Origin of the sequence: Streptococcus oralis (assembly GCF_016127915.1) — a bacterium.
Classification (GTDB): domain Bacteria; phylum Bacillota; class Bacilli; order Lactobacillales; family Streptococcaceae; genus Streptococcus; species Streptococcus oralis_BO.
On sequence record NZ_CP066059.1, the window covers coordinates 1,298,820 to 1,319,684 of the forward strand.

The following is a 20,865-nucleotide window of genomic DNA, read 5'->3' on the forward strand; positions in this document are numbered from 1 at the left end:
ATCCATGATATAATAGAAGAAAATGGAGGATAGAAAATGTCTAAAGTAAGATTGTACTTGGTCCGTCATGGGAAAACGATGTTTAACACGATTGGACGTGCTCAAGGATGGAGTGATACACCTCTGACTGTAGAAGGTGAGTTGGGAATCCATGAACTGGGAATTGGCTTGAGAGAGTCTGGCTTGCAGTTTGACCGCGCTTATTCCAGCGATTCAGGGCGTACTATTCAAACCATGGGAATTATCCTAGAAGAACTTGGCCTGCAGGGGAAAATCCCTTACCGAATGGACAAGCGCATCAGAGAGTGGTGCTTTGGTAGTTTTGATGGGGCCTATGATGGGGACCTCTTTATGGGGTTGATTCCGAGAATTTTCAATGTAGACCATGTTCATCAGTTGTCCTATGCAGAGCTAGCAGAAGGTCTAGTTGAGGTCGATACTGCAGGATGGGCTGAAGGTTGGGAAAAACTCAGTGGCCGAATCAAGGAAGGCTTTGAAGCGATTGCCAAAGAAATGGAAGAACAAGGTGGGGGCAATGCCCTCGTTGTGAGCCATGGAATGACGATTGGTACCATTGTTTATCTGATCAATGGCATGCATCCGCATGGTCTAGATAATGGTAGCGTGACGATTCTTGAATATGAGAACGGCCAGTTTACGGTCCAAGTTGTTGGTGACCGTAGCTATCGAGAGCTCGGACGTGAGAAGATGGAAGAGACAAATAGTTAATAGAAGTTAGCTCCGATTAGGAGCTAATTTTGAGTTAAAGGATATGATTTAAATCAATAGTTCCGAAAAAGTAAAAATTTTTGGGGGATGTGATGTTATGAAAGGAAGGCTAGAATCATTTTGGAGAATAATACCATAAAGGAGATATAGACAGAATGAAATTAAACTAAAAGGATTGAATCTTGCATAACGCAAAACTCAATCCTTCATTAAAAAAATATTTATCATGTTTAGCAATCAGTCAAACCTAGTTGAAAGATATGTTATATTTGAATGAAATTACCAAATATAAGGGAAAATTCGATAGCGAACCTTTTGACAGTATGTTTCATATGCTCTTCCAAAATGATTGTATAAGGCTTTTTCTTCTACTTTTAATCGAATACTGTAACCAACTACCAATAGAATGAGACAAATAATAATTGTGAGAGGATTTAATGAAACAATTGACAAGCCAAGTATGGATACGATGCTACCAGTATAGGCAGGATTTCTTACTATAGAATAGGGCCCTGCTTCTACCAACTGCTGACTATCTGTTGTTTGAACCGCAAGTGTAAAATTCTTCCCAAGATAATTAACTGCATAGATACGTAATACAAAGCCGGCTAGAGAAAGGAGAATTCCAATATAGATCAAAAAATGTGGCAATTGAGCTATAGAAGGTAGAAGTTGTTCATTCATTAATAGGAGACAACAAACAACACTACCAATAATGATGTAACGACTTCCTTTGTCTTCAGAGTTATTTTCATTGTTTGATTTTGTTTTCCTTTTAATCCACGTTTCTGTGATGATGAAAATGAGAATGAACCCATATGCAAAAATAGTTTGTAAATCCATGATTATTTCCTCCAGCTAGCATTATACAACTTTCAATTTTGGTGGTCAATTAAAAGGAAATAGTTAGAGTATGTTTTGTAATAGGTATCAATGGAAACTTCATGATTTCATCTGTAAAAATCTCTTGAAAATGGTATAATAGTAACATCATAAAATTGGAGAGAGACCATGAGTTTTTACAATCATAAGGAAATTGAGCCTAAGTGGCAGGGCTACTGGGCGAAACATCATACATTTAAGACAGGAACAGATGCCTCAAAACCGAAGTTTTATGCGCTTGACATGTTCCCTTACCCGTCTGGAGCAGGTCTGCACGTAGGACACCCAGAAGGCTACACAGCGACTGATATCCTTAGCCGTTACAAACGTGCCCAAGGTTACAATGTCCTTCACCCAATGGGGTGGGATGCCTTTGGTTTGCCAGCTGAGCAGTACGCTATGGATACGGGGAATGACCCAGCAGAATTTACAGCGGAAAATATTGCCAACTTCAAACGCCAAATCAATGCGCTTGGCTTCTCTTACGACTGGGACCGTGAAGTCAATACAACAGATCCAAACTACTACAAGTGGACTCAGTGGATTTTCACCAAGCTTTACGAAAAAGGCTTGGCCTATGAAGCCGAAGTACCAGTAAACTGGGTGGAAGAATTGGGAACGGCCATTGCCAACGAAGAAGTCCTTCCTGACGGAACTTCTGAGCGTGGAGGCTATCCAGTTGTCCGCAAACCAATGCGCCAATGGATGCTTAAAATCACGGCTTATGCAGAGCGCTTACTCAATGATTTAGATGAACTTGATTGGCCTGAGTCCATCAAGGATATGCAACGCAATTGGATTGGGAAATCAACTGGTGCCAATGTAACCTTTAAAGTAAAGGGAACAGACAAGGAATTCACTGTCTTTACCACTCGTCCGGATACCCTTTTCGGTGCGACCTTTACCGTTCTTGCACCTGAGCATGATTTGGTAGATGCTATCGTCAGTCCAGAACAAGCTGAGGCAGTAGCTGCCTACAAACACCAAGCCAGTCTCAAGTCTGACTTGGCTCGTACCGACCTTGCTAAGGAAAAAACAGGGGTTTGGACGGGTGCTTATGCCATCAACCCTGTCAATGGCAAGGAAATTCCAATCTGGATCGCTGACTATGTTCTTGCTAGTTATGGAACAGGTGCTGTCATGGCTGTGCCTGCCCATGACCAACGTGACTGGGAATTTGCCAAACAATTTGACCTTCCAATCGTAGAAGTGCTAGAAGGTGGAAATGTAGCGGAAGCTGCCTATACTGAAGATGGTCTTCATGTCAATTCAGACTTCCTAGATGGCCTTAACAAAGAAGACGCTATTGCTAAGATTGTGGCTTGGTTGGAAGAGAAAGGTTGTGGACAAGAGAAGGTTACCTACCGTCTCCGCGACTGGCTTTTTAGTCGTCAACGTTACTGGGGTGAGCCAATCCCAATCATTCATTGGGAAGATGGGACTTCAACAGCTGTTCCTGAAAATGAATTGCCACTTGTCTTGCCAGTCACCAAGGATATCCGCCCTTCAGGTACTGGGGAAAGTCCACTAGCTAACTTGACAGACTGGCTTGAAGTGACTCGTGAAGATGGTGTCAAAGGTCGTCGTGAAACCAACACCATGCCACAGTGGGCTGGTTCAAGCTGGTACTACCTCCGCTATATCGACCCACACAATACTGAGAAATTGGCTGATGAGGACCTTCTCAAACAATGGTTGCCAGTGGATATCTACGTGGGTGGTGCAGAGCATGCCGTTCTTCACTTGCTCTACGCTCGTTTCTGGCACAAATTCCTCTATGACCTCGGTGTGGTTCCAACCAAAGAACCATTCCAAAAACTCTTTAACCAAGGAATGATTTTGGGGACAAGCTACCGTGACCACCGTGGGGCTCTTGTAGCGACTGACAAGGTTGAAAAACGTGACGGTTCCTTCTTCCATGTGGAAACAGGAGAAGAGTTGGAGCAAGCACCAGCCAAGATGTCTAAATCGCTCAAAAACGTTGTCAATCCAGACGACGTAGTGGAACAATACGGTGCTGACACCCTTCGTGTCTATGAAATGTTTATGGGGCCACTTGATGCTTCAATCGCTTGGTCTGAAGAAGGTCTGGAAGGAAGCCGTAAGTTCCTTGACCGTGTTTACCGTCTGATTACAAGTAAAGAAATTGTTGCGGAAAACAATGGCGCTCTTGACAAGGTTTATAACGAAACCGTTAAATCTGTTACTGAGCAAATCGAGTCCATGAAATTCAACACAGCCATTGCTCAACTCATGGTCTTTGTCAATGCGGCTAACAAGGAAGACAAACTCTATGTGGGCTATGCCAAAGGCTTTATCCAATTGATTGCCCCATTTGCACCTCACTTGGCAGAAGAACTCTGGCAAACAGTTACAGCAACAGGTGAGTCCATCTCTTACGTGGCTTGGCCAACATGGGACGAAAGTAAATTGGTTGAAGACGAAATCGAAATCGTCGTTCAAATCAAAGGAAAAGTCCGTGCCAAACTCATGGTTGCCAAAGACCTCTCACGCGAAGAATTGCAAGAAATTGCTCTAGCGGACGAAAAAGTCAAAGCGGAGATTGACGGTAAGGAAATCATAAAAGTGATTGCGGTACCTAACAAACTCGTTAATATCGTTGTTAAATAACGAGTTTATTAGCTTTATCTGCCACCTTCAATAGTCCACTGGACTATTGAAGCCAACTAAATTGGTTAATATTGTTGTGAAATAACCAATTTAGTTACTGATTTCCAACCTCAAACAGTTCCCCAAACTGTTTGAGCCAACTAAACTCGTTAATATCGTTGTGAAATAAGATAGGAATCCTTCAGAGTAGAATCTGGAGGATTTTTTATTTGACAGGAAGTTTTTATTTTGTTAATATGATTAACAAAGAAAAGAGAGATTATGGATAAAAAAGAATTTATTACATTTAATAATCGTTTCAATAGATTTATTTTAGCGTTTGACCAGTTAAAAAAAAATCAACATAAAAGTGGTGTTGACAAATCCATTACTTTGAATGAGGTACATTTGATTGTTGTGATTGGGAAAAATCAGCCCTTAAATCTAGTAAAATTATCTGAATTATTAGAAGTTTCGAGAAGTGCAATAACTCAAAGTGTTAGGAGATTAATTCAAAAAAATTTAGTTGTTTTTGATTTTGCTCCGAATAATGGGAAAAATAAATATTTGAGATTATCTGACAAAGGCATCGAAGTTTTTAAAATCCATAAGGAGCAACAAGCATATATTGAAAAATCGGTCTTTTCAGTTTTAAACAACTATAGCGAGGAGGAGCTTCAAACAGTTGTGAAATTGATGGATGATATTGAAAAGGTATGGGAAGAATTACCGTGGTAAAAGTCACGGTAAATTTTAAATTTAGTTGTTAAGTATATTAACAAAAGGAGAAGATATGACTGTAAACATTGAACTGATTTCACAAACTGATTTAGCAGATGAATCTTTTTATATTACTATCAATGGTTTAGAACCAAGGACAAGGTATTGTGTAGAAATGTACCTGTCTGATTATTACTGTATAAATGCTCCCTTACTTTTAGATCATGATGTCGTGTGGAAATCAACCGCAATTTTTTTATCTGATCAGGGCGGTATGATTGATACCTCTCAGACAGCATCTATTTCGGGATCTTATAAAGGGGTTTCAGAAATGGGCTTATTCTTTAATGTGAAGCCGCTGAAGAATAGGAAAAGGAGATTACCCAGTTCTCTTGATAGAATTCCTTTACGAGATTGTTTTGGTGTTGAAATTAAAATCAGGCTGGGGAAAGATGTGGTCGCGGAGCAAAGTTTTGTAAGGCGTTATATGAATTTGGGAATAAGGTATCGAGATATTTATGATAAGCATTTTCAAGGTCGATTATTTTATGATGAAAAGTTAAGAAAGGCGCCAGCCGTGATTATTGTTAGTGGTAGTGAGGGAAGAATTGAAAAAGCTCAGAACATTGCCCAACTTTTATCTTCTAGAGGCTACATTTGTCTTGCGATAGCTTATTTTGGTTTAGAGGGATTACCCCAAAACTTAGAACGAATTCCGATAGAATGTCTGGAGGAAGCGAAAGATTTTCTATGTCATCATCCTCAAGTTGATAATACAAAAATAGGAATATATGGTCGTTCTAAAGGAGCAGAGCTTGTTCTGGCTGGACAAAGTATTTTGGATGATGTGCAATGTTTGGTACTCAATTCCCCCTCAAATGTAATATTTGAGGGAATAAAGGGAAAACTCAACTCTCATTCATCTTCTTGGACATATTTGCAAAAAGAACTTCCGTATCAAAAATTTCAACTAGGAAATTATTTTTTAAACAAGTTTTTTGGAAAACATATTTCTGAAGATAGTAGGGCTCAGATTGATATGAGTAAAATTGCCTCTCCTTTATTATTACTAGGAAGCGATGTCGATGAAATATGGGATGCGTCATCCGCGATAGATGATATTATTTCACATTATAAAGGGAAATCCATTTTGTTTAAAAAATATCATGAAACGGGGCATATGTTAACGGTTGCTTATCAACCGAATCATCGTTATCGAAAAGATTGGCGCTTATTAATGAAAGAAAGTGTAGACTCTTGGTTTGCTACGATAAATTTTTTTGATACGCATTTGAAAAATTTGTAGATAGTGCTGAACCGTGCTATAATAGTCCCAACTAAGATAAAAACACAGTTCTGGTTGGTAGTCCAGACGTAGGCAAACCTATCAGTAACCTTCCTCCTTGGTTGTCCATTCTTAGGGATAGATTTAAGGAGGTGCTGTCGTGGAAATCGTTTCAATTGGCTTGACAGTTTATTTTGAAGATGGATTTTGGCATGGATTGTTTGAACAAGAGTATGAGGAAACTTATCAAGTTTGTCGAGTGACATTTGGTCAGGAACCAAAAGAGGATGAAATTTTGAAACTTTTACAGACTCAGTTTGCTCGGTTATCTTTTAGTCCAGAGGCAACAGTTAAACAGCATGTGAAGATTAAGAATCCGAAGCGTCTGCAGCGAGCTGTAAAGAAACAGGTGAAGCAGAAAGTTTCTTCTAAGTCACAAGAGCTTTTACAGTTGCAGCATGAGGAACAAAAAAAGCATTCAAAACAACAGTCTAGTCTCCAAAAGCAATTGCTCAAGCAAGAGAAATTTGAACGCAAACAGCAAAAACGTAAAGAGAAGCACAAGGGGCACTAGTGATTCTCTTTCATAAAATAGAACAGCTCTTCTTGGATAACAAGAGCTGTTTTTGCTTGTATTGAAGATTTCTTTCCTATTAGATAGACTTATCGTTAATGGCCGTTTCAAATTCAGGACCATACTTGCTTACTTCAAATTCAATCCTGCCCCATTCAGCATTTTCATTTTACTAGAAGGGGGTGTGTGCCATGATTTCTGATTCATTTTTTATTGTTTGGTTTAGCGAGAACAATATTACCGACTCTTGGATTTTTCTGCCGGATGCTATAAAATGCCTCTTTTATAGCGCATGTTTAAAAATATAATGTATGGTTGTAAGTGGTTTTAAACTTCCTCTAGTGATTCGATAGGAGAAAAACGAGCCTGCTCTACTTTAATTTAACCCCCATTATTTTACCACTTAGCCTTTCATTTTAACTGCTTATCTCAAAAGTCGATTTTTCTTTCATTCTTTTTGTTAAACTAGTGTGGTTAAGAGGAGGAAAAAATATGATTTTACAAGCTAAACATTTGACTAAACGGTACGGCAATCATATGGCTGTCGATGATATTCAGTTAGAGTTTGAAAAAGGAAGTTTCAATGCTATTTTGGGACCCAATGGTGCAGGGAAATCAACCACTATTTCCATGTTAATCGGTTTGAAAAAGCCGACACAAGGTCAGATTAGATATGCGCCAAATACGAAAATCGGAGTTGTTTTTCAAGCTAGTGTACTGGATGAGATGTTGACGGTTAGGGAAAATCTCACGATTCGTGCTCAACAGTATAAGGAGATTGCGGCAAGTCGTGTGGATGATTTGATTCATCAACTGGGTTTGACGGCTTTCCAGAAACAACTCTATGGAACCTTGTCAGGTGGACAAAAACGTCGGGTTGATATTGCGCGTGCTCTTCTTTCGCGACCAGATATTCTTTTCTTGGATGAACCAACGACAGGTCTTGATATTCAGACTCGCAAATCCATCTGGGATCTACTGTATCGACTACAAAAGGATGAAGGGATGACTATTATCTTAACGACTCATTATCTGGATGAAGCAGATGAAGCGGATCAGATCTATATCGTTGATCATGGGAAAGTGATTGCGCAAGGTTCTGCGACTTCTATTAAAAGTCAGTATGCATCTAATATTCTAAAAATTCGTTTTAAGGAAATGAAGGATTTAGAAAAGCTGCTACAGACTGGAATGACAGTAGAGGAAGAAAATGAGTTGGAATATCTTTTTTATCCAAGGACGTCACAGGAAGCCATTGAATATTTGGCAAAAGTTCGAGAAGAAATTGATTCTTTTGAGTTTCGTTCGGGTACTATGGATGATGCCTTTATTGCACTTACAGGAAGAGAGGTTCGCTAATGTTAGCTTTATTGAAACGGAATTTTATCTTATATTTTCGTAATCGTTCGGGAGTATTTTTCTCTTTATTGGGGGCATTGATTTCCTTCCTCCTTTATATCATTTTTTTGCAGAAGAATTTGACGGATTCTTGGTCCCAACTCCCCAATAGTACGAACCTTTTAAATAACTGGCTGATGGGTGGGACGTTGGCTGTGACTGGGATGACAACCAGTTTTACAGCTCTTAAACAAATGGTTCAGGACCGCGAAAATCAAGTGGATCAAGATCTATACTTGACTGATTTAGGTAACTGGGGCTTACAGGCCTCCTATCTAATCAGTAGTATTGTCATTTCTTTTGTTATGCAGATGTTTATGTATGCTGTTATGAGTTTTTATTTTAAAGAGAGCCCAGTTATCAGTCATTTACCGGAAATCGCTTTGATTATGTTGTTAAGCAGTCTGCTTTCAAGTTTGGTAAATGTTCTCTTGATTTACCGTTTTCAATCTGTAGATAGCCTTGGTAAACTGGCAACGATAGTGGGAACTGCTTCTGGATTTTTAGTAGGAACTTATATCCCCATTGGAGTATTACCTGATTCTGCACAGCTTTTCATGAAATGTACCCCTGCAACTTATATTGCTTCTCTCTATCGACAAGTCTTGATGAAAGAGCGGTTAGAGACCGCATTTTCAGGAAATAGCGGTCTGTTACAGGAATTTCAAGAAAAAATGGGAATCCAAATCAACTGGCAAGAACTATTGACAAAGGAAGAAACATACTTTATAGTGGTTATTATCAGTCTCGTCGCTATTCTTCTTTGGATGTTATTTGTTAAAGTGTTTAGCAAGAGAAAATAAAGATGTATTGGAGAGAAAATGAAGATTCGTTTTGAAATGAAGACAGAGTTTTCAGAAAAAGACCCACACATTTTAATTCAGGCAGCTCAGTTAACCGATCAAGCAAGAGAAGTCATGGAGTATTTAGAACAATTTTCAACGACTAATCAGGTGGTCATTCCTATTCGAACGGATGATCATCTGGTTATGGTGAAAATTGAGGATCTTATTCTAGCAGATATCGATAAGAATTTGTTGACCATTTATACGGTAGATGGGATTTATAAAACTAAGGAAACATTGACAAACTTTCAGAATCGGGTTAACCGGCGTAATTTCATACAGATATCACGTCATTCAGTTATAAACATTGACCATTTAGAGTCATTATCGGATAGCTTTTCAGGGAACATGATGGCTAAGATGACTCGGGGTCTCAAATCGAGTGTGAGTCGGAAATACGTTAAGTCCTTAATGGATTATCTAGGTTTATAGGAGAAAATCATGAAGCGATTGATTGCTTATTTTGTATCGGGAATGCGTACGGCCTCCTTTGTTTATTTGAGTTTGGTGTTATTGGCTCAGTTTTATTCAGGTATTACCTATCCCGCACCAACGACAAAAAATATTCTAGCTTTGTTTTTGATGAGTGGAATTATGGGGGTACTGACTTTAATCCTTGAAAGACTAGAGTTTCTTGCTTATAGTATGCGTGTAGGAGTTCATTTGTTAGCGACAGCTACTATTTTAGTATTAACCTACTTATTTTTTGGCTGGGGTTCAGCATTGTTGAGTCCCTTGCTTTGGTTCTTTTTTTTGTTGATTTATGGACTGATATGGTTGTACCAGATCTGGCAAACTCACAAGCTCACCCAACGAATTAATCAAGCCTTAGAAGATAAAAGAAAGAAAAAGAATCACTAATGTAGTGTTGAGGATGAGGTTTGAGGAGAGTGCTAGTTTCCATATAGAGCAAATTATGATATAGTATTTTCAGCGTAAAACAAGGAGAAAACAATGCCAGTAAATGAATATGGTCAGATAATTGGTGAGTCAATGGAAGGTTATACATCTGGTGAATTGCCTTCTATTGATTTCTTAGAAGGGCGCTACGCTCGGATAGAGGCTCTTTCGGTGGAAAAGCATGCGGAGGATTTATTAGCTGTTTATGGTCCAGGTACTCCTCGGGAGATGTGGACCTACCTCTTTCAGGAACCAGTGGCAGATATGGAGGAACTGGTTACCGTCTTAAATCAGATGTTGGCTCGTAAGGACCGTTTTTACTACGTGATTATAGACAAGGCAACTGGTAAGGCCTTGGGAACTTTTTCTCTCATGCGCATTGACCAGAATAACCGAGTAATAGAAGTGGGTGCCGTCACTTTTTCGCCTGCTCTTAAGGGGACGAGGATAGGAACAGAAGCTCAGTATCTCTTGGCACGCTATGTTTTTGAGGAGCTTAACTATCGTCGCTATGAGTGGAAATGCGATGCTCTAAATTTTCCATCCAGACGAGCTGCGGAGCGTTTGGGCTTTGTTTATGAAGGAACCTTCCGTCAGGCAGTCGTTTATAAGGGACGTACACGGGATACGGATTGGCTCTCTATGATTGATAAGGACTGGCCTCAAGTTAAAGCTCGTTTGGAAGCATGGCTGACTCCTGAAAATTTTGATAAAAATGGACGGCAGTACAAGAGCTTAAGAGAATTCTGAGAGGTATTAGGATGATGACTATTAGAAGGCAAGAAATCGTCAAGCTAGAGGATGTTTTGCATCTCTATCAGGCAGTTGGATGGACAAATTATACACATCAACCTCAGATGTTGGAGAGAGCCTTGTCTCACTCATTAGCGATTTATCTGGCACTTGATGGCGATGCCGTGGTGGGCTTGGTCCGTTTGGTCGGAGATGGTTTCTCATCGATTTTTGTCCAGGATTTGATCGTTTTGCCTAGCTATCAGCGCCAAGGGATTGGTAGCGACTTGATGAAAGAGGCTTTAGGTGACTTCAAAGATGCCTATCAAGTCCAACTAGTGACCGAACAGACAGAAAAAACCTTGGGATTCTATCGATCTCTGGGATTTGAAACTTTATCTACTTATGACTGTGCAGGAATGATTTGGGTGGATCGAAAAAGATAAAAAAATTATTTTTTATTAAGTAAAGTTTAAGTCTCCTCGTGTATTATATAGTTATTAGATAAAGACCTCCTAATACTCTTCGAAAATCTCACCAGCCTTCGTTAGAGTAGACTTAGCTAACTATCGTTATGCTTGCGTCTATCTGCCTAGTCTGATTTCGATTTTCATTGAGTACCCTTTATTTAATGAAATCCCAAACTTTTCTTTTTCATCATAATCTCCTAAGGAAGCCACCCAATCAGGTGGCTTTTTTGTTGTTTGAGAAAAAATTCCATTTGGAGAAAATTTTTAAAAAATGATAAATCATAGAAAAAGTTAAGTTAGCTTTAAGATTCATCTTGTATCATATAATCATTAAATAAAGACCTCCTAACTTTATTTAATGAAATCCTAAACTTTTCTTTTTCATAATAATCTCCCTAAAGAAGTCACCCAATCAGGTGGCTTTTTTGTTGTTTGAGAAAGGAAATCCCATTTGGAAAAATTAACAAAAAAAAATTTTAGAAATTAGAAAAAACTTTGCTACTTCTGTATCAGCTTTTTTTAGTTTCTAAAAATAAAGCGTTTACATTTCGATATAAAAGTGTTATACTTAATTGGTAATAAAATATAAATAAAAAAGCTGTAAAATAAAAATTAAATCGCAATAATTAACAAATTATAAACAAAATCAAAAAGAGGTAGAAATATGGTCAAACGATTTATTAGCTCTAATGCATCAGAGATTTTAAGTATGACAGCTAGTGAGCTGAAACAAAGCATCAAAGCTAGCGAGGGACGGATCATCTTATCAGAAAATGTGGCTTTTAAGGAATCTTATATCGGTGATATTACGAATTCTGAGATGGCTAGAGCTTTTGGTGCAGACCTTATTTTGCTAAATGGTATTGATCTCTTCAATCCTTATGTGGATGGTTTGACTGGGAAAGGAAATTTTGTAGAGGAGCTACATCACTTAGTTGGACGTCCTATCGGAGTCAATTTAGAACCGATTGATACGCAGGCGCAAATGGCCGAAGATCGTCAAGAGATTAACGAAGGTAGGCAAGCTAGTGCTGCAACCATTCAGGCAGCAGAACAATATGGTGTTGATTTTATTTGCTTGACAGGAAATCCAGGAACAGGGGTAACCAATCAGGCAATTATCGATACGATTCGAGTAGTGAAAGAGCATTTTTCAGGTTTGCTCATTGCTGGAAAAATGCATGGTGCAGGAGTAGATGAGCCAGTAGCGGACTTGGAGGCTATCGATCAATTTATTGAAGCGGGAGCAGATATTATCCTAGCTCCAGCGGTGGGAAGTGTTCCAGGATTTGATGATGCAGATTTGAAACAAATCGTTCAGTTGGCACATAAAAAAGGGGCTCTCGTAATGAGCGCTATTGGAACGAGTCAAGAGAGTTCGGATACAGATATTGTTAAGCAAATGGCAATCCGCAATAAAATCTGTGGTGTAGACATTCAGCATATTGGAGATTCAGGATATGGTTGTCTTGCCCCAGTGGAGAACATCTTTGCAATGAGCAAAGCGCTTCGTGGCCAGCGCCATACGGTTTCGATGATTGCTCGTTCGATCAATCGTTAAAATATATATATAAAAATTGAGAACCATGTAGGTTCTCAATTTTTTTTATGAAGAAAAGCTTCGTTAATACATAGGCTGATTGCAGCTCTAGCAACATTCAAATGAGAATACGGTTTGATGGTAATCTCGGGTTGTTTTTGATGTGGGAACAGTTGTACCATGTGATGTAAGCGAGAGAGGATCTGCTCTGCAATTATAGGATAAGAGAAGATTTCGCCATCTAAGTAAATGCGTTCTGTGTCAATAAGTTGGCATAGATTGGAAATCGAAATCGTCAAATATTTACAGGCGGTATTGATTAACTCAATACTACCAAGATCTCCCAATTGGTAAGCTGTAAGAAGTGTATTGAGGCTGATATCACCAGAATCGGCCACTAAGGTTCGAAGTAAAGAGACACGGGAAGAGCGATAGAGCAAGCTTGCTTTGTCAATCAGGGCGCTCTCACTGGCATAGACTTGCAGGCAACCATTTTTACCGCAAGGACACCGTTCGCCTTCAGGATTGATGACAGTGTGTCCGACTTCTCCGATCAGGAAATTTTCTTGACTATAGATACTTCCGTTATACATATATGAACAATGAATACCTCTTGCAACATGATAAACGATGAAATTACTATCTGTAGAATGATAGTTAAAGAGTCGCTCTGCCAAGGTGAGGCAGTGAGATTTATTACCAAAGTAAACGGGAACAGCAAAAGCATCCTGTATTGTTTTTAAGTTTATATTTTCCCAAAGTGGGTTTTTAGAGATGATTTGCGGGCTTTCGTCTAATTTAACGTGTCCTGGCAATCCAATCCCAATTGCTGAAATAGAAAAATTCTTATTTTTTTGTAAAAAATGTTGGATAAGTTGAATGATTTCAATATCATTAGGACCGCCTTGATGTTCTAGATGATGTGTATGCCATTCGCTAGCCAAAATATCACCTATATTATCAGCAATCACTAAAGCAAGATACTTTTCAGAAATCTCAAACCCCAAATAAAAGTGTTGGCGAGCAGTGATGTCTAGTAAAGTTTTTTTACGTCCGACACTATCGTCTTCTAATTCTCCTAGTTCGTGCACCAATCCTTCTTTAATGAGTTCGTTGATGATATTGCCTGTCGTAGCAGGAGTGATATGTGTTTCTTTTGAAATATCGATACGAGAAATCGGGCGTTTTGCATAGAGTTGATCTAGAATTGTTGCCCTGATTTCAGCTTGTTTTCGAGTTAATGTCATAATTTTTACCTCAGCTGATATATTATCAAAAAATAATTAAAAACTCAACATGAAAGCGTTGACATTTTCAAAAATTCAGTATATAATATTTATAGAAAATTAACAATAAACTTAAATAAACAAAAAAACAGCTTTTTTATTTACATATTACAAATAATAAGTTTGTTTTAATTTTTAAAATACCAAATTATTTAGGAGGGGAAACATATGGCTACAAAAGAAATCATGCTAGTCTGTGCTGCAGGTATGAGTACAAGTCTCATGGTAACAAGAATGCAAAAAGCAGCAAAAGAAAAAGAGATGCAAGCAAACATTTTTGCAGTTCCAGTTCCAGAAGCAGAAAGCTATCTAGCCGAACACCAAGTTGATGTTGTCTTATTAGGCCCTCAGGTACGCTATCTATTGGATGATTTTAGAGAAAAGTTAGCAACTACTCCAGTAGATGTCATTCCTATGACGGATTACGGCATGATGAAGGGGGACAAAGTGCTAGAGCTAGCTGAGTCTTTGATGCAATAGGAGGATGTATGGACAGACAATCATCTATAGAAGTTGCAATGCAGTTAATTATGTATGGCGGAGAAGCAAAATCTTGTGCTTTAGAGGCCATTGCAGCAGCTAAAAATCAGAAATTTGATGATGCTACAGAAAAACTCTCCCAAGCTCAGGCGGCACTTTTAGAGGCACACCATGCTCAGACAGATATGCTGACTAGAGAGGCGCAAGGAGAAAAAAACGAAATTAATTTATTTATGATTCATGGTCAAGATCACTTAATGACGAGCATCGCTTTTGTTGACTTGGCTAAGGAAATCATTGCTCTCTATCAAAAAATAGAAAAAAAAGGAGAAGACTATTATGAGTAATTTTGTCGATAAATGGCAAGCGCGCCTGATGCCGATTGCCAATAAAATAGGAAATCAAAAGTTCCTCGTTGCTCTTCGTGATTCCTTTATTGGAACCATGCCAGTCATTATGACAGGTTCATTTGCTTTAATGCTGAATGCTTTTCTGTCTGACCTTCCAGGTCAATTTGGTTGGACTTGGATCACAAGTGCTTTCCAGTGGTTGATTGACATCAACTGGTTAGTCTTCAAGGGAAGTATTCCAATTGTTGTTCTTTTGTTCTTATTTACCTTCGGTGTAAACATTGCTCGAATCTACAAAACAGATAAGGTGTCAGCTGGACTGGTAGCGGTCGCTTCTTATGTTATTACGATTGGTGGTTCTATCACAAAGACATTTGAATTGGCTTCAAATAGCCAAGCGGTTGGTAAGGCAGTTGAGAAACTACCAGAGTTTAAATTAACTGGTAATAGCCTTGCAGTAACACTTAATAGTGTGATTCCGGGCGACCAAATTAGTGCTCGTGGCTATTTTACAGCAATTTTAATTGGTTTTGTCTCTGTTATCATTTTTTGTAAAGTCATGAATCGTAACTGGACAATCAAGCTTCCAGATTCTGTTCCACCTGCAATCATGAAGCCATTCTTGTCTATCATTCCAGCTGCGATTGCTATGTATGTCATCGGTATTGCGACTTATATCTTCAATACTGTGACTGGTGAATTAATGATTAACTGGATCTATAAAGTCCTTCAAGCACCACTTCTTAGCATGTCACAAAGTTTCTGGGCTGTTTTGTTAATTGTATTTTTGAATAAGATTTTCTGGTTCTTTGGACTTCATGGTGGTAATGTCTTAGCACCGGTCATGGCTAGTCTATTTGGTGTTACCATGCTTGCAAACTTAGAAGCTTTCCAAGCAGGGCAAGCTATTCCATATATGTGGACAGATAACTCATTTGGTGCTTTTGTTTGGTTTGATGCGATTGGTGTCGCAATTGCAATTCTTTGGCAAGCTAAAAATAAACATTATCGCGAAGTAGCAAAATTGGGTATTTACCCAATGATCTTCAATATCGGTGAGCCTGTGATGTACGGTCTGCCAATTGTACTGAATCCAATTATGTTCATTCCGTATGTAGTGACGCCACTTCTGATGGTGACTGTCTCGTACTGGGCAACTGCATGGGGACTTGTTGCACCTGTTACTCAGAACGTAACGTGGGTGATGCCTCCTGTCTTGTACGGATTCTTTGCGACAGCCTTTGACTGGAGAGCGATCGTTCTATCACTCATTAATATCGCTATCTCTACCTTTGTTTACTTGCCATTTGTCAAGATGGCTGACAAACAACAGGAGCAATAATATGATAAATTTTGAAATACGTGATGAATTTTATCTTGATGGGAAGCCTTTTAAAATTTTATCAGGAGCCATTCAATATTTTCGCCTTCATCCTGATCAATGGCGAGAAACACTCCACAACTTAAAAGCACTAGGTTACAACACTGTTGAGACTTATATTCCCTGGAGTTTGCACGAACCTCAAGAAGGGCAATTTGTAAGAGACGGCCTACTTGATTTTGAAGCTTACTTTGATCTTGTACAGGAAATGGGCCTTCATTTGATTGTTCGTCCGACCCCTTATATCTGTGCTGAGTTTGATTTTGGTGGAATGCCACCATGGTTACTCAATTATCCTGGCATGCGTTTCCGCGTAAATGATGCTTTGTTTTTAGAAAAGGTTAGTCGTTTTTATGATTGGCTCTTTCCAAAGCTCTTGCCTTATCAGTTTACAGAGGGCGGTCCTATTCTCATGATGCAAGTGGAGAATGAGTATGGTTCTTATGCGGAAGACAAGGAATATATGCGCAACATTGCGAAAATGATGCGAGATCGTGGAGTCAGTGTTCCACTCTTTACATCAGATGGAACTTGGATCGAAGCTTTGGAATCAGGTACCTTGATTGAAGATGATATCTTTGTAACAGGAAATTTTGGATCGCAAGCGAAGGAAAATACAGATAATTTACGTGCTTTTATGGAGCGCCATGGTAAAAAATGGCCGCTTATGTGTACAGAGTTCTGGGATGGTTGGTTTAGCCGTTGGGGCGAAGAAATTGTCCGCCGAGATGCTGAAGACCTCGCACAGGATGTAAAAGAAATGATGCAGATCGGTAGTATGAATCTCTTCTTGCTACGTGGAGGAACAAACTTTGGATTTATCAGTGGCTGTTCTGCTCGGAAAACAAGAGATTTACCACAAATTACATCCTATGATTTCGATGCACCGGTTACAGAATGGGGTGTGCCAACAGAGAAGTATTATGCTGTCCAACGTGTGACGCATGAACTTTTCCCAGAATTGGAACAAATGGATCCAATTATTCGTAAGGCCAGAACTTATGGAAGCTTTCCTGTTGAAGGAACTGCAGATCTTTTGGATGTAGCTCCACAGATCACAGAGGAAATTATACACGATTATCCACAGTCAATGGAGCGTATTGGGCAGAATCATGGCTACATCCTTTATCGTTCAGATATTAAGAATCAATATCACGAAGAGCGACTGAAAGCATTAGAAACTCACGATCGTTGTCATTTCTATATCAATCAAGAGCACTTAGCTACTCAGTATAGAGAAGAGCTGGGAGATGAAATGCTATTCTCTGCTGATACAGAGCGTATTCAAATTGATGTGTTGGTAGAAAATATGGGACGTGTCAACTATGGGTATAAATTGAATGCTCCTAGCCAGTCTAAAGGTGTAAAAGGTGGTATCATGATCAACCACCAATTCCGTAAAGGTTGGAAACACTATGCCTTGAAGTTTGATGAGGCCATGTTGTCTAAGCTAGAATGTACAAATCCTGTGCCAGATAAGATTGTATCACCCGTTTTTTACAAATTTAATGTAAAATTAGATGAGATAGCAGATACTTTTATCGACTGTTCGCAGTATGGTAAAGGCTGTATCAGTGTCAACGGCTTTAATCTAGGACGCTATTGGAGTCAAGGTCCGATTCAATATCTGTATATTCCGTCAGGATTTCTGAAGGAAGAAAATGAGTTTATCGTCTTTGAGACGGAAAATGTAAAAGTTGAAGAACTGTCCTTGATTGATCAGCCGGTATTTAAAGAAATGGGGTTGTAAAAACAATGAAATATATCCGTGTTGGGAATGAATTGGAACAAGCTAGTCAATTGGTCTTGGGCTGTATGCGGATGGCTGAAAAGTCTTCAGATGAGATTGTAACTGTGTTGAAGACCGCTCAGGAAATCGGTATTAACTTCTACGATCACTCCGATGTTTATGCAGGTGGCGAGTCAGAGGCTAAGTTTGCTAAAGGCTTGCAAGATGCGGGAATTTTACGTGATCAAGTGATCATTCAGTCAAAATGTGGCTTGCGAGATGTGCATACGAATTATCATTTTGATTTTTCAAAAGAATATATCATTGACTCAGTAGAAGCCAGTTTGAAACGCCTACAGACCGATTATATGGATGTCTTGCTTTTGCATCGTCCAGATGCTCTGGTCGAGCCAGATGAAGTAGCAGAAGCATTTGATCGCTTGTATCAAGCGGGGAAAGTGCGTTACTTTGGAGTTAGCAATCAAAATCCTTACCAAATCGAACTTTTGCAAAAGAGCGTCAAGCAGCCACTGATTGTCAATCAGTTGCAGTTTGGCCCAGCTCATACGCCTATGATTGATCAAGGTCTGAATGCTAATATGCACAATTCTTTTGCCATCAATCGTGATGGAGGCGTCTTGGATTATTGCCGATTGAAGGATATTACTATCCAGCCATGGTCGCCATTCCAAGTTGATTTGGCACAGGGATTGTTTATGGATCATCCTAAATATGTAGAATTGACAAAGACACTTAAACAGTTTGCAGAGCAGCATCAAGTTTCCTTTGAAGCGATTGTCCTTGCTTGGATCTTACGGCATCCAGCGAATATGCAACCAATCATCGGAAGTATGAATCCAGAGCGAATCCGCTCAAGTGCAGAAGCATTTAAAGTAGATTTGCCACGTTCTGAATGGTATAAAATTTATAAAAGCGCAGGAAATGCTTTGCCGTAAATATCTATGCCTCCCTATTTCAAGAGGTAAATTGTGAAAACAATTTGCTTCTTTTGTTAAAAAAATAATCAATCATAGAAAAAGTTAAGTTAGCTTTAAGATTCATCTTGTATTATATAATCATTAAATAAAGACCTCCTAATACTCTTCGAAAATCTCACCATACTTCGTCAGAGTCGACTTAGCTAACTACAGTTATGCTTGCGTCTATCTGCCTAGTCTGATTTCGATTTTCATTGAGTACCCTTTATTTAATGAAATCCTAAACTTTTCTTTTTCATAATAATCTCCCTAAAGAAGCCACCCAATCAGGTGGCTTTTTTTGTTTGTAGGCTGGATTTTTGCTATAATAGGAACATGAGTAGAATTTTAGATAATGAAATCATGGGTGATGAGGAGTTGGTAGAACGTACCCTCCGTCCCCAATATTTACGTGAATATATCGGTCAGGACAAGGTCAAGGATCAGCTACAAATATTTATCGAAGCCGCAAAAATGCGTGATGAGGCGCTGGATCATGTTCTTTTGTTTGGTCCTCCAGGTCTCGGGAAAACGACCATGGCCTTTGTCATTGCCAATGAATTGGGAGTCAATCTCAAGCAGACGTCTGGTCCCGTTATCGAAAAAGCAGGTGATTTGGTAGCAATTTTGAATGACTTGGAGCCAGGAGATGTTCTTTTTATTGACGAGATTCATCGCTTGCCCATGGCTGTTGAGGAAGTTTTATATAGTGCCATGGAAGATTTTTACATCGATATTATGATCGGTGCTGGTGAAACTAGTCGCAGTGTTCATCTGGACTTGCCACCTTTTACCTTGATTGGTGCGACGACCCGTGCGGGTATGCTCTCAAATCCTCTGCGAGCACGTTTCGGGATCACAGGCCATATGGAATACTATGCCCACGCTGACTTGACAGAGGTTGTTGAGCGGACGGCAGATATCTTTGAGATGGAAATCACTCATGAAGCTGCATCTGAGTTAGCTTTACGTAGTCGAGGAACTCCTCGTATTGCCAATCGTCTCCTCAAGCGCGTGCGCGACTTTGCCCAGATTATGGGGAATGGGGTTATCGATGATGTGATTACCGATAAGGCTTTGACCATGCTGGATGTAGACCGTGAAGGTTTGGACTATGTAGACCAAAAAATCCTTCGCACCATGATTGAGATGTACGGTGGTGGTCCTGTCGGTTTAGGAACTCTTTCTGTTAATATTGCCGAGGAGCGTGAGACAGTCGAAGATATGTACGAACCTTACCTCATCCAAAAAGGTTTTATCATGCGGACAAGGTCTGGACGGGTGGCGACTGCTAAGGCATATGAACATTTAGGTTATGAATACAGTGAAAAATGAGCAAGAAATTCTAGATGCTTTCAGAGAAACTCCAGATATGATGACCATTCTGACCATCATTCGTGACCTTGGTCTGAAAGATTCGTGGTTGGCGGCAGGTTCTGTCAGGAATTTCATTTGGAATCTCTTGTCTGATAAATCGCCTTTTGATCATGAAACGGACGTGGATGTGATTTTCTTTGATCCAGATATTTCTTATGAGGAAACAGTATCCCTAGAGAAAAAGCTGAGAGAAGATTTCCCTCAGTATCAGTGGGAGTTGAAAAATCAGGTCTATATGCATCTGCACAGTCCCCACACAGCGCCTTACACGAGTTCTCGTGATGCCATGAGTAAGTATCCTGAGCGCTGTACGGCGATAGGCCTTCGCTTGCATGCCGATGCAACTTTAGAGCCCTTTGCGCCCTATGGTCTAGAGGATATTTTAAAGTTTCAAGTTTCCCCAACTCCTCATTTTTTAGAGAATGAGGACCGAATGAAGCGCTATCAAGAACGCTTGTCCAAGAAAAATTGGCAAGAAAAATGGAAAAATCTCACTTTTTCAAAAAACTTAAGAAAAATTTAAGTTAGTGACGGTATACTAGGTTCATAAGTTAAGAGGAACTTAACTTAAACTCCTAAAACTTTTTCATAATAATCTCC

The 20,865-nt window shown here is 39.3% G+C and carries 21 protein-coding genes; 19 read left to right on the plus strand and 2 right to left on the minus strand.

Translation table 11 applies throughout. The features are described from left to right. Nucleotides 1–36 precede the first annotated feature (36 nt). Nucleotides 37–729, plus strand: a complete 693-nt coding sequence (locus tag I6H78_RS06350; RefSeq protein ID WP_198459139.1) for a histidine phosphatase family protein — start codon at nt 37–39, stop codon at nt 727–729. Between the two features lie 279 nt (nt 730–1,008). On the opposite strand, the gene I6H78_RS06355 is transcribed toward I6H78_RS06350, so the two are convergent. Beyond that, nucleotides 1,009–1,572, minus strand: a complete 564-nt coding sequence (locus I6H78_RS06355) for a methyltransferase family protein (protein WP_198459140.1) — start codon at nt 1,570–1,572, stop codon at nt 1,009–1,011. Between the two features lie 168 nt (nt 1,573–1,740). Here I6H78_RS06355 and leuS point away from each other — a divergent pair, with 168 nt between their 5' ends. From leuS to I6H78_RS06410, 11 genes are all read left to right on the plus strand, one after another. Next, nucleotides 1,741–4,242, plus strand: coding sequence for a leucine--tRNA ligase (gene leuS, locus I6H78_RS06360; RefSeq protein WP_198459141.1), 2,502 nt, complete (start codon nt 1,741–1,743; stop codon nt 4,240–4,242). Between the two features lie 261 nt (nt 4,243–4,503). Then, on the plus strand, nt 4,504–4,959 hold the full coding sequence (locus tag I6H78_RS06365) for a MarR family winged helix-turn-helix transcriptional regulator (protein WP_198459142.1): 456 nt from the start codon (nt 4,504–4,506) through the stop codon (nt 4,957–4,959). A 55-nt stretch (nt 4,960–5,014) separates the two neighbouring features. Continuing rightward, nucleotides 5,015–6,247, plus strand: coding sequence for an acyl-CoA thioesterase/BAAT N-terminal domain-containing protein (locus I6H78_RS06370; protein ID WP_198459143.1), 1,233 nt, complete (start codon nt 5,015–5,017; stop codon nt 6,245–6,247). A gap of 139 nt (nt 6,248–6,386) precedes the next feature. After that, nucleotides 6,387–6,800, plus strand: coding sequence for a YjdF family protein (locus I6H78_RS06375; RefSeq protein ID WP_198459144.1), 414 nt, complete (start codon nt 6,387–6,389; stop codon nt 6,798–6,800). Between the two features lie 492 nt (nt 6,801–7,292). After that, nucleotides 7,293–8,159 (plus strand): ABC transporter ATP-binding protein, encoded by an 867-nt coding sequence (locus I6H78_RS06380; RefSeq protein WP_198459145.1) that lies wholly within the window; start codon nt 7,293–7,295, stop codon nt 8,157–8,159. Beyond that, nucleotides 8,159–9,001 (plus strand): ABC transporter permease, encoded by an 843-nt coding sequence (locus I6H78_RS06385; protein ID WP_198459146.1) that lies wholly within the window; start codon nt 8,159–8,161, stop codon nt 8,999–9,001. The genes I6H78_RS06380 and I6H78_RS06385 overlap by 1 nt, the downstream gene beginning before the upstream one ends. Nucleotides 9,002–9,019: 18 nt before the next feature. After that, complete coding sequence (locus I6H78_RS06390; protein WP_000701941.1) at nt 9,020–9,475, plus strand: LytTR family DNA-binding domain-containing protein; 456 nt, start codon at nt 9,020–9,022, stop codon at nt 9,473–9,475. A 9-nt stretch (nt 9,476–9,484) separates the two neighbouring features. Then, on the plus strand, nt 9,485–9,904 hold the full coding sequence (locus I6H78_RS06395) for a DUF3021 domain-containing protein (protein WP_198459147.1): 420 nt from the start codon (nt 9,485–9,487) through the stop codon (nt 9,902–9,904). Nucleotides 9,905–9,997: 93 nt separating this feature from the next. Then, nucleotides 9,998–10,693 carry a GNAT family N-acetyltransferase gene (locus tag I6H78_RS06400; protein ID WP_198459148.1) on the plus strand — a complete coding sequence of 232 codons (696 nt, stop codon included), beginning with the start codon at nt 9,998–10,000 and terminating at the stop codon, nt 10,691–10,693. 11 nt (nt 10,694–10,704) lie between these two features. Then, nucleotides 10,705–11,121, plus strand: coding sequence for a GNAT family N-acetyltransferase (locus I6H78_RS06405; RefSeq protein ID WP_198459149.1), 417 nt, complete (start codon nt 10,705–10,707; stop codon nt 11,119–11,121). A 688-nt stretch (nt 11,122–11,809) separates the two neighbouring features. Then, a complete protein-coding gene (locus I6H78_RS06410) occupies nt 11,810–12,706 on the plus strand; it encodes a DUF7916 family protein (RefSeq protein ID WP_198459150.1) in 897 nt (298 codons plus the stop codon). Between the two features lie 35 nt (nt 12,707–12,741). On the opposite strand, the gene I6H78_RS06415 is transcribed toward I6H78_RS06410, so the two are convergent. Beyond that, nucleotides 12,742–13,932, minus strand: coding sequence for an ROK family transcriptional regulator (locus I6H78_RS06415; protein WP_198459151.1), 1,191 nt, complete (start codon nt 13,930–13,932; stop codon nt 12,742–12,744). 207 nt (nt 13,933–14,139) lie between these two features. Between I6H78_RS06415 and I6H78_RS06420 the strand changes: the two genes are divergently transcribed. The 7 genes from I6H78_RS06420 (at nt 14,140) to I6H78_RS06450 (ending at nt 20,788) form a co-directional block, all read left to right on the plus strand. Further along, nucleotides 14,140–14,451: a PTS sugar transporter subunit IIB gene (locus I6H78_RS06420; RefSeq protein ID WP_198459152.1), complete on the plus strand. Its 312-nt coding sequence runs from the start codon at nt 14,140–14,142 to the stop codon at nt 14,449–14,451. 8 nt (nt 14,452–14,459) lie between these two features. Next, complete coding sequence (locus tag I6H78_RS06425) at nt 14,460–14,798, plus strand: PTS lactose/cellobiose transporter subunit IIA (RefSeq protein ID WP_198459153.1); 339 nt, start codon at nt 14,460–14,462, stop codon at nt 14,796–14,798. After that, entirely contained in the window at nt 14,791–16,143 is a 1,353-nt protein-coding gene (locus I6H78_RS06430) for a PTS sugar transporter subunit IIC (protein WP_198459154.1), read from the plus strand. The genes I6H78_RS06425 and I6H78_RS06430 overlap by 8 nt, the downstream gene beginning before the upstream one ends. A 1-nt stretch (nt 16,144) precedes the next feature. Beyond that, nucleotides 16,145–17,932, plus strand: coding sequence for a glycoside hydrolase family 35 protein (locus I6H78_RS06435; protein WP_198459155.1), 1,788 nt, complete (start codon nt 16,145–16,147; stop codon nt 17,930–17,932). A gap of 5 nt (nt 17,933–17,937) precedes the next feature. Continuing rightward, a complete protein-coding gene (locus I6H78_RS06440) occupies nt 17,938–18,867 on the plus strand; it encodes an aldo/keto reductase (protein WP_198459156.1) in 930 nt (309 codons plus the stop codon). A 357-nt stretch (nt 18,868–19,224) separates the two neighbouring features. Continuing rightward, the gene (gene ruvB / locus I6H78_RS06445; protein ID WP_332836290.1) at nt 19,225–20,223 is read left to right on the plus strand and encodes a Holliday junction branch migration DNA helicase RuvB; all 999 of its coding nucleotides are present in this window, start codon (nt 19,225–19,227) and stop codon (nt 20,221–20,223) included. After that, nucleotides 20,204–20,788, plus strand: a complete 585-nt coding sequence (locus I6H78_RS06450; RefSeq protein WP_198459157.1) for a nucleotidyltransferase family protein — start codon at nt 20,204–20,206, stop codon at nt 20,786–20,788. The genes ruvB and I6H78_RS06450 overlap by 20 nt, the downstream gene beginning before the upstream one ends. The last annotated feature ends 77 nt before the right edge of the window (nt 20,789–20,865 follow it).

Bases quoted from the DNA above. Each gene is read 5' to 3' on its own strand.
- I6H78_RS06350 (WP_198459139.1), top strand. From the start codon at position 37: ATGTCTAAAGTAAGATTGTACTTGGTCCGTCATGGGAAAACGATGTTT.
- I6H78_RS06355 (WP_198459140.1), bottom strand. From the start codon at position 1,572: ATGGATTTACAAACTATTTTTGCATATGGGTTCATTCTCATTTTCATC.
- leuS (WP_198459141.1), top strand. From the start codon at position 1,741: ATGAGTTTTTACAATCATAAGGAAATTGAGCCTAAGTGGCAGGGCTAC.
- I6H78_RS06365 (WP_198459142.1), top strand. From the start codon at position 4,504: ATGGATAAAAAAGAATTTATTACATTTAATAATCGTTTCAATAGATTT.
- I6H78_RS06370 (WP_198459143.1), top strand. From the start codon at position 5,015: ATGACTGTAAACATTGAACTGATTTCACAAACTGATTTAGCAGATGAA.
- I6H78_RS06380 (WP_198459145.1), top strand. From the start codon at position 7,293: ATGATTTTACAAGCTAAACATTTGACTAAACGGTACGGCAATCATATG.
- I6H78_RS06385 (WP_198459146.1), top strand. From the start codon at position 8,159: ATGTTAGCTTTATTGAAACGGAATTTTATCTTATATTTTCGTAATCGT.
- I6H78_RS06390 (WP_000701941.1), top strand. From the start codon at position 9,020: ATGAAGATTCGTTTTGAAATGAAGACAGAGTTTTCAGAAAAAGACCCA.
- I6H78_RS06395 (WP_198459147.1), top strand. From the start codon at position 9,485: ATGAAGCGATTGATTGCTTATTTTGTATCGGGAATGCGTACGGCCTCC.
- I6H78_RS06400 (WP_198459148.1), top strand. From the start codon at position 9,998: ATGCCAGTAAATGAATATGGTCAGATAATTGGTGAGTCAATGGAAGGT.
- I6H78_RS06405 (WP_198459149.1), top strand. From the start codon at position 10,705: ATGATGACTATTAGAAGGCAAGAAATCGTCAAGCTAGAGGATGTTTTG.
- I6H78_RS06410 (WP_198459150.1), top strand. From the start codon at position 11,810: ATGGTCAAACGATTTATTAGCTCTAATGCATCAGAGATTTTAAGTATG.
- I6H78_RS06415 (WP_198459151.1), bottom strand. From the start codon at position 13,932: ATGACATTAACTCGAAAACAAGCTGAAATCAGGGCAACAATTCTAGAT.
- I6H78_RS06420 (WP_198459152.1), top strand. From the start codon at position 14,140: ATGGCTACAAAAGAAATCATGCTAGTCTGTGCTGCAGGTATGAGTACA.
- I6H78_RS06425 (WP_198459153.1), top strand. From the start codon at position 14,460: ATGGACAGACAATCATCTATAGAAGTTGCAATGCAGTTAATTATGTAT.
- I6H78_RS06430 (WP_198459154.1), top strand. From the start codon at position 14,791: ATGAGTAATTTTGTCGATAAATGGCAAGCGCGCCTGATGCCGATTGCC.
- I6H78_RS06435 (WP_198459155.1), top strand. From the start codon at position 16,145: ATGATAAATTTTGAAATACGTGATGAATTTTATCTTGATGGGAAGCCT.
- I6H78_RS06440 (WP_198459156.1), top strand. From the start codon at position 17,938: ATGAAATATATCCGTGTTGGGAATGAATTGGAACAAGCTAGTCAATTG.
- ruvB (WP_332836290.1), top strand. From the start codon at position 19,225: ATGAGTAGAATTTTAGATAATGAAATCATGGGTGATGAGGAGTTGGTA.
- I6H78_RS06450 (WP_198459157.1), top strand. From the start codon at position 20,204: ATGAATACAGTGAAAAATGAGCAAGAAATTCTAGATGCTTTCAGAGAA.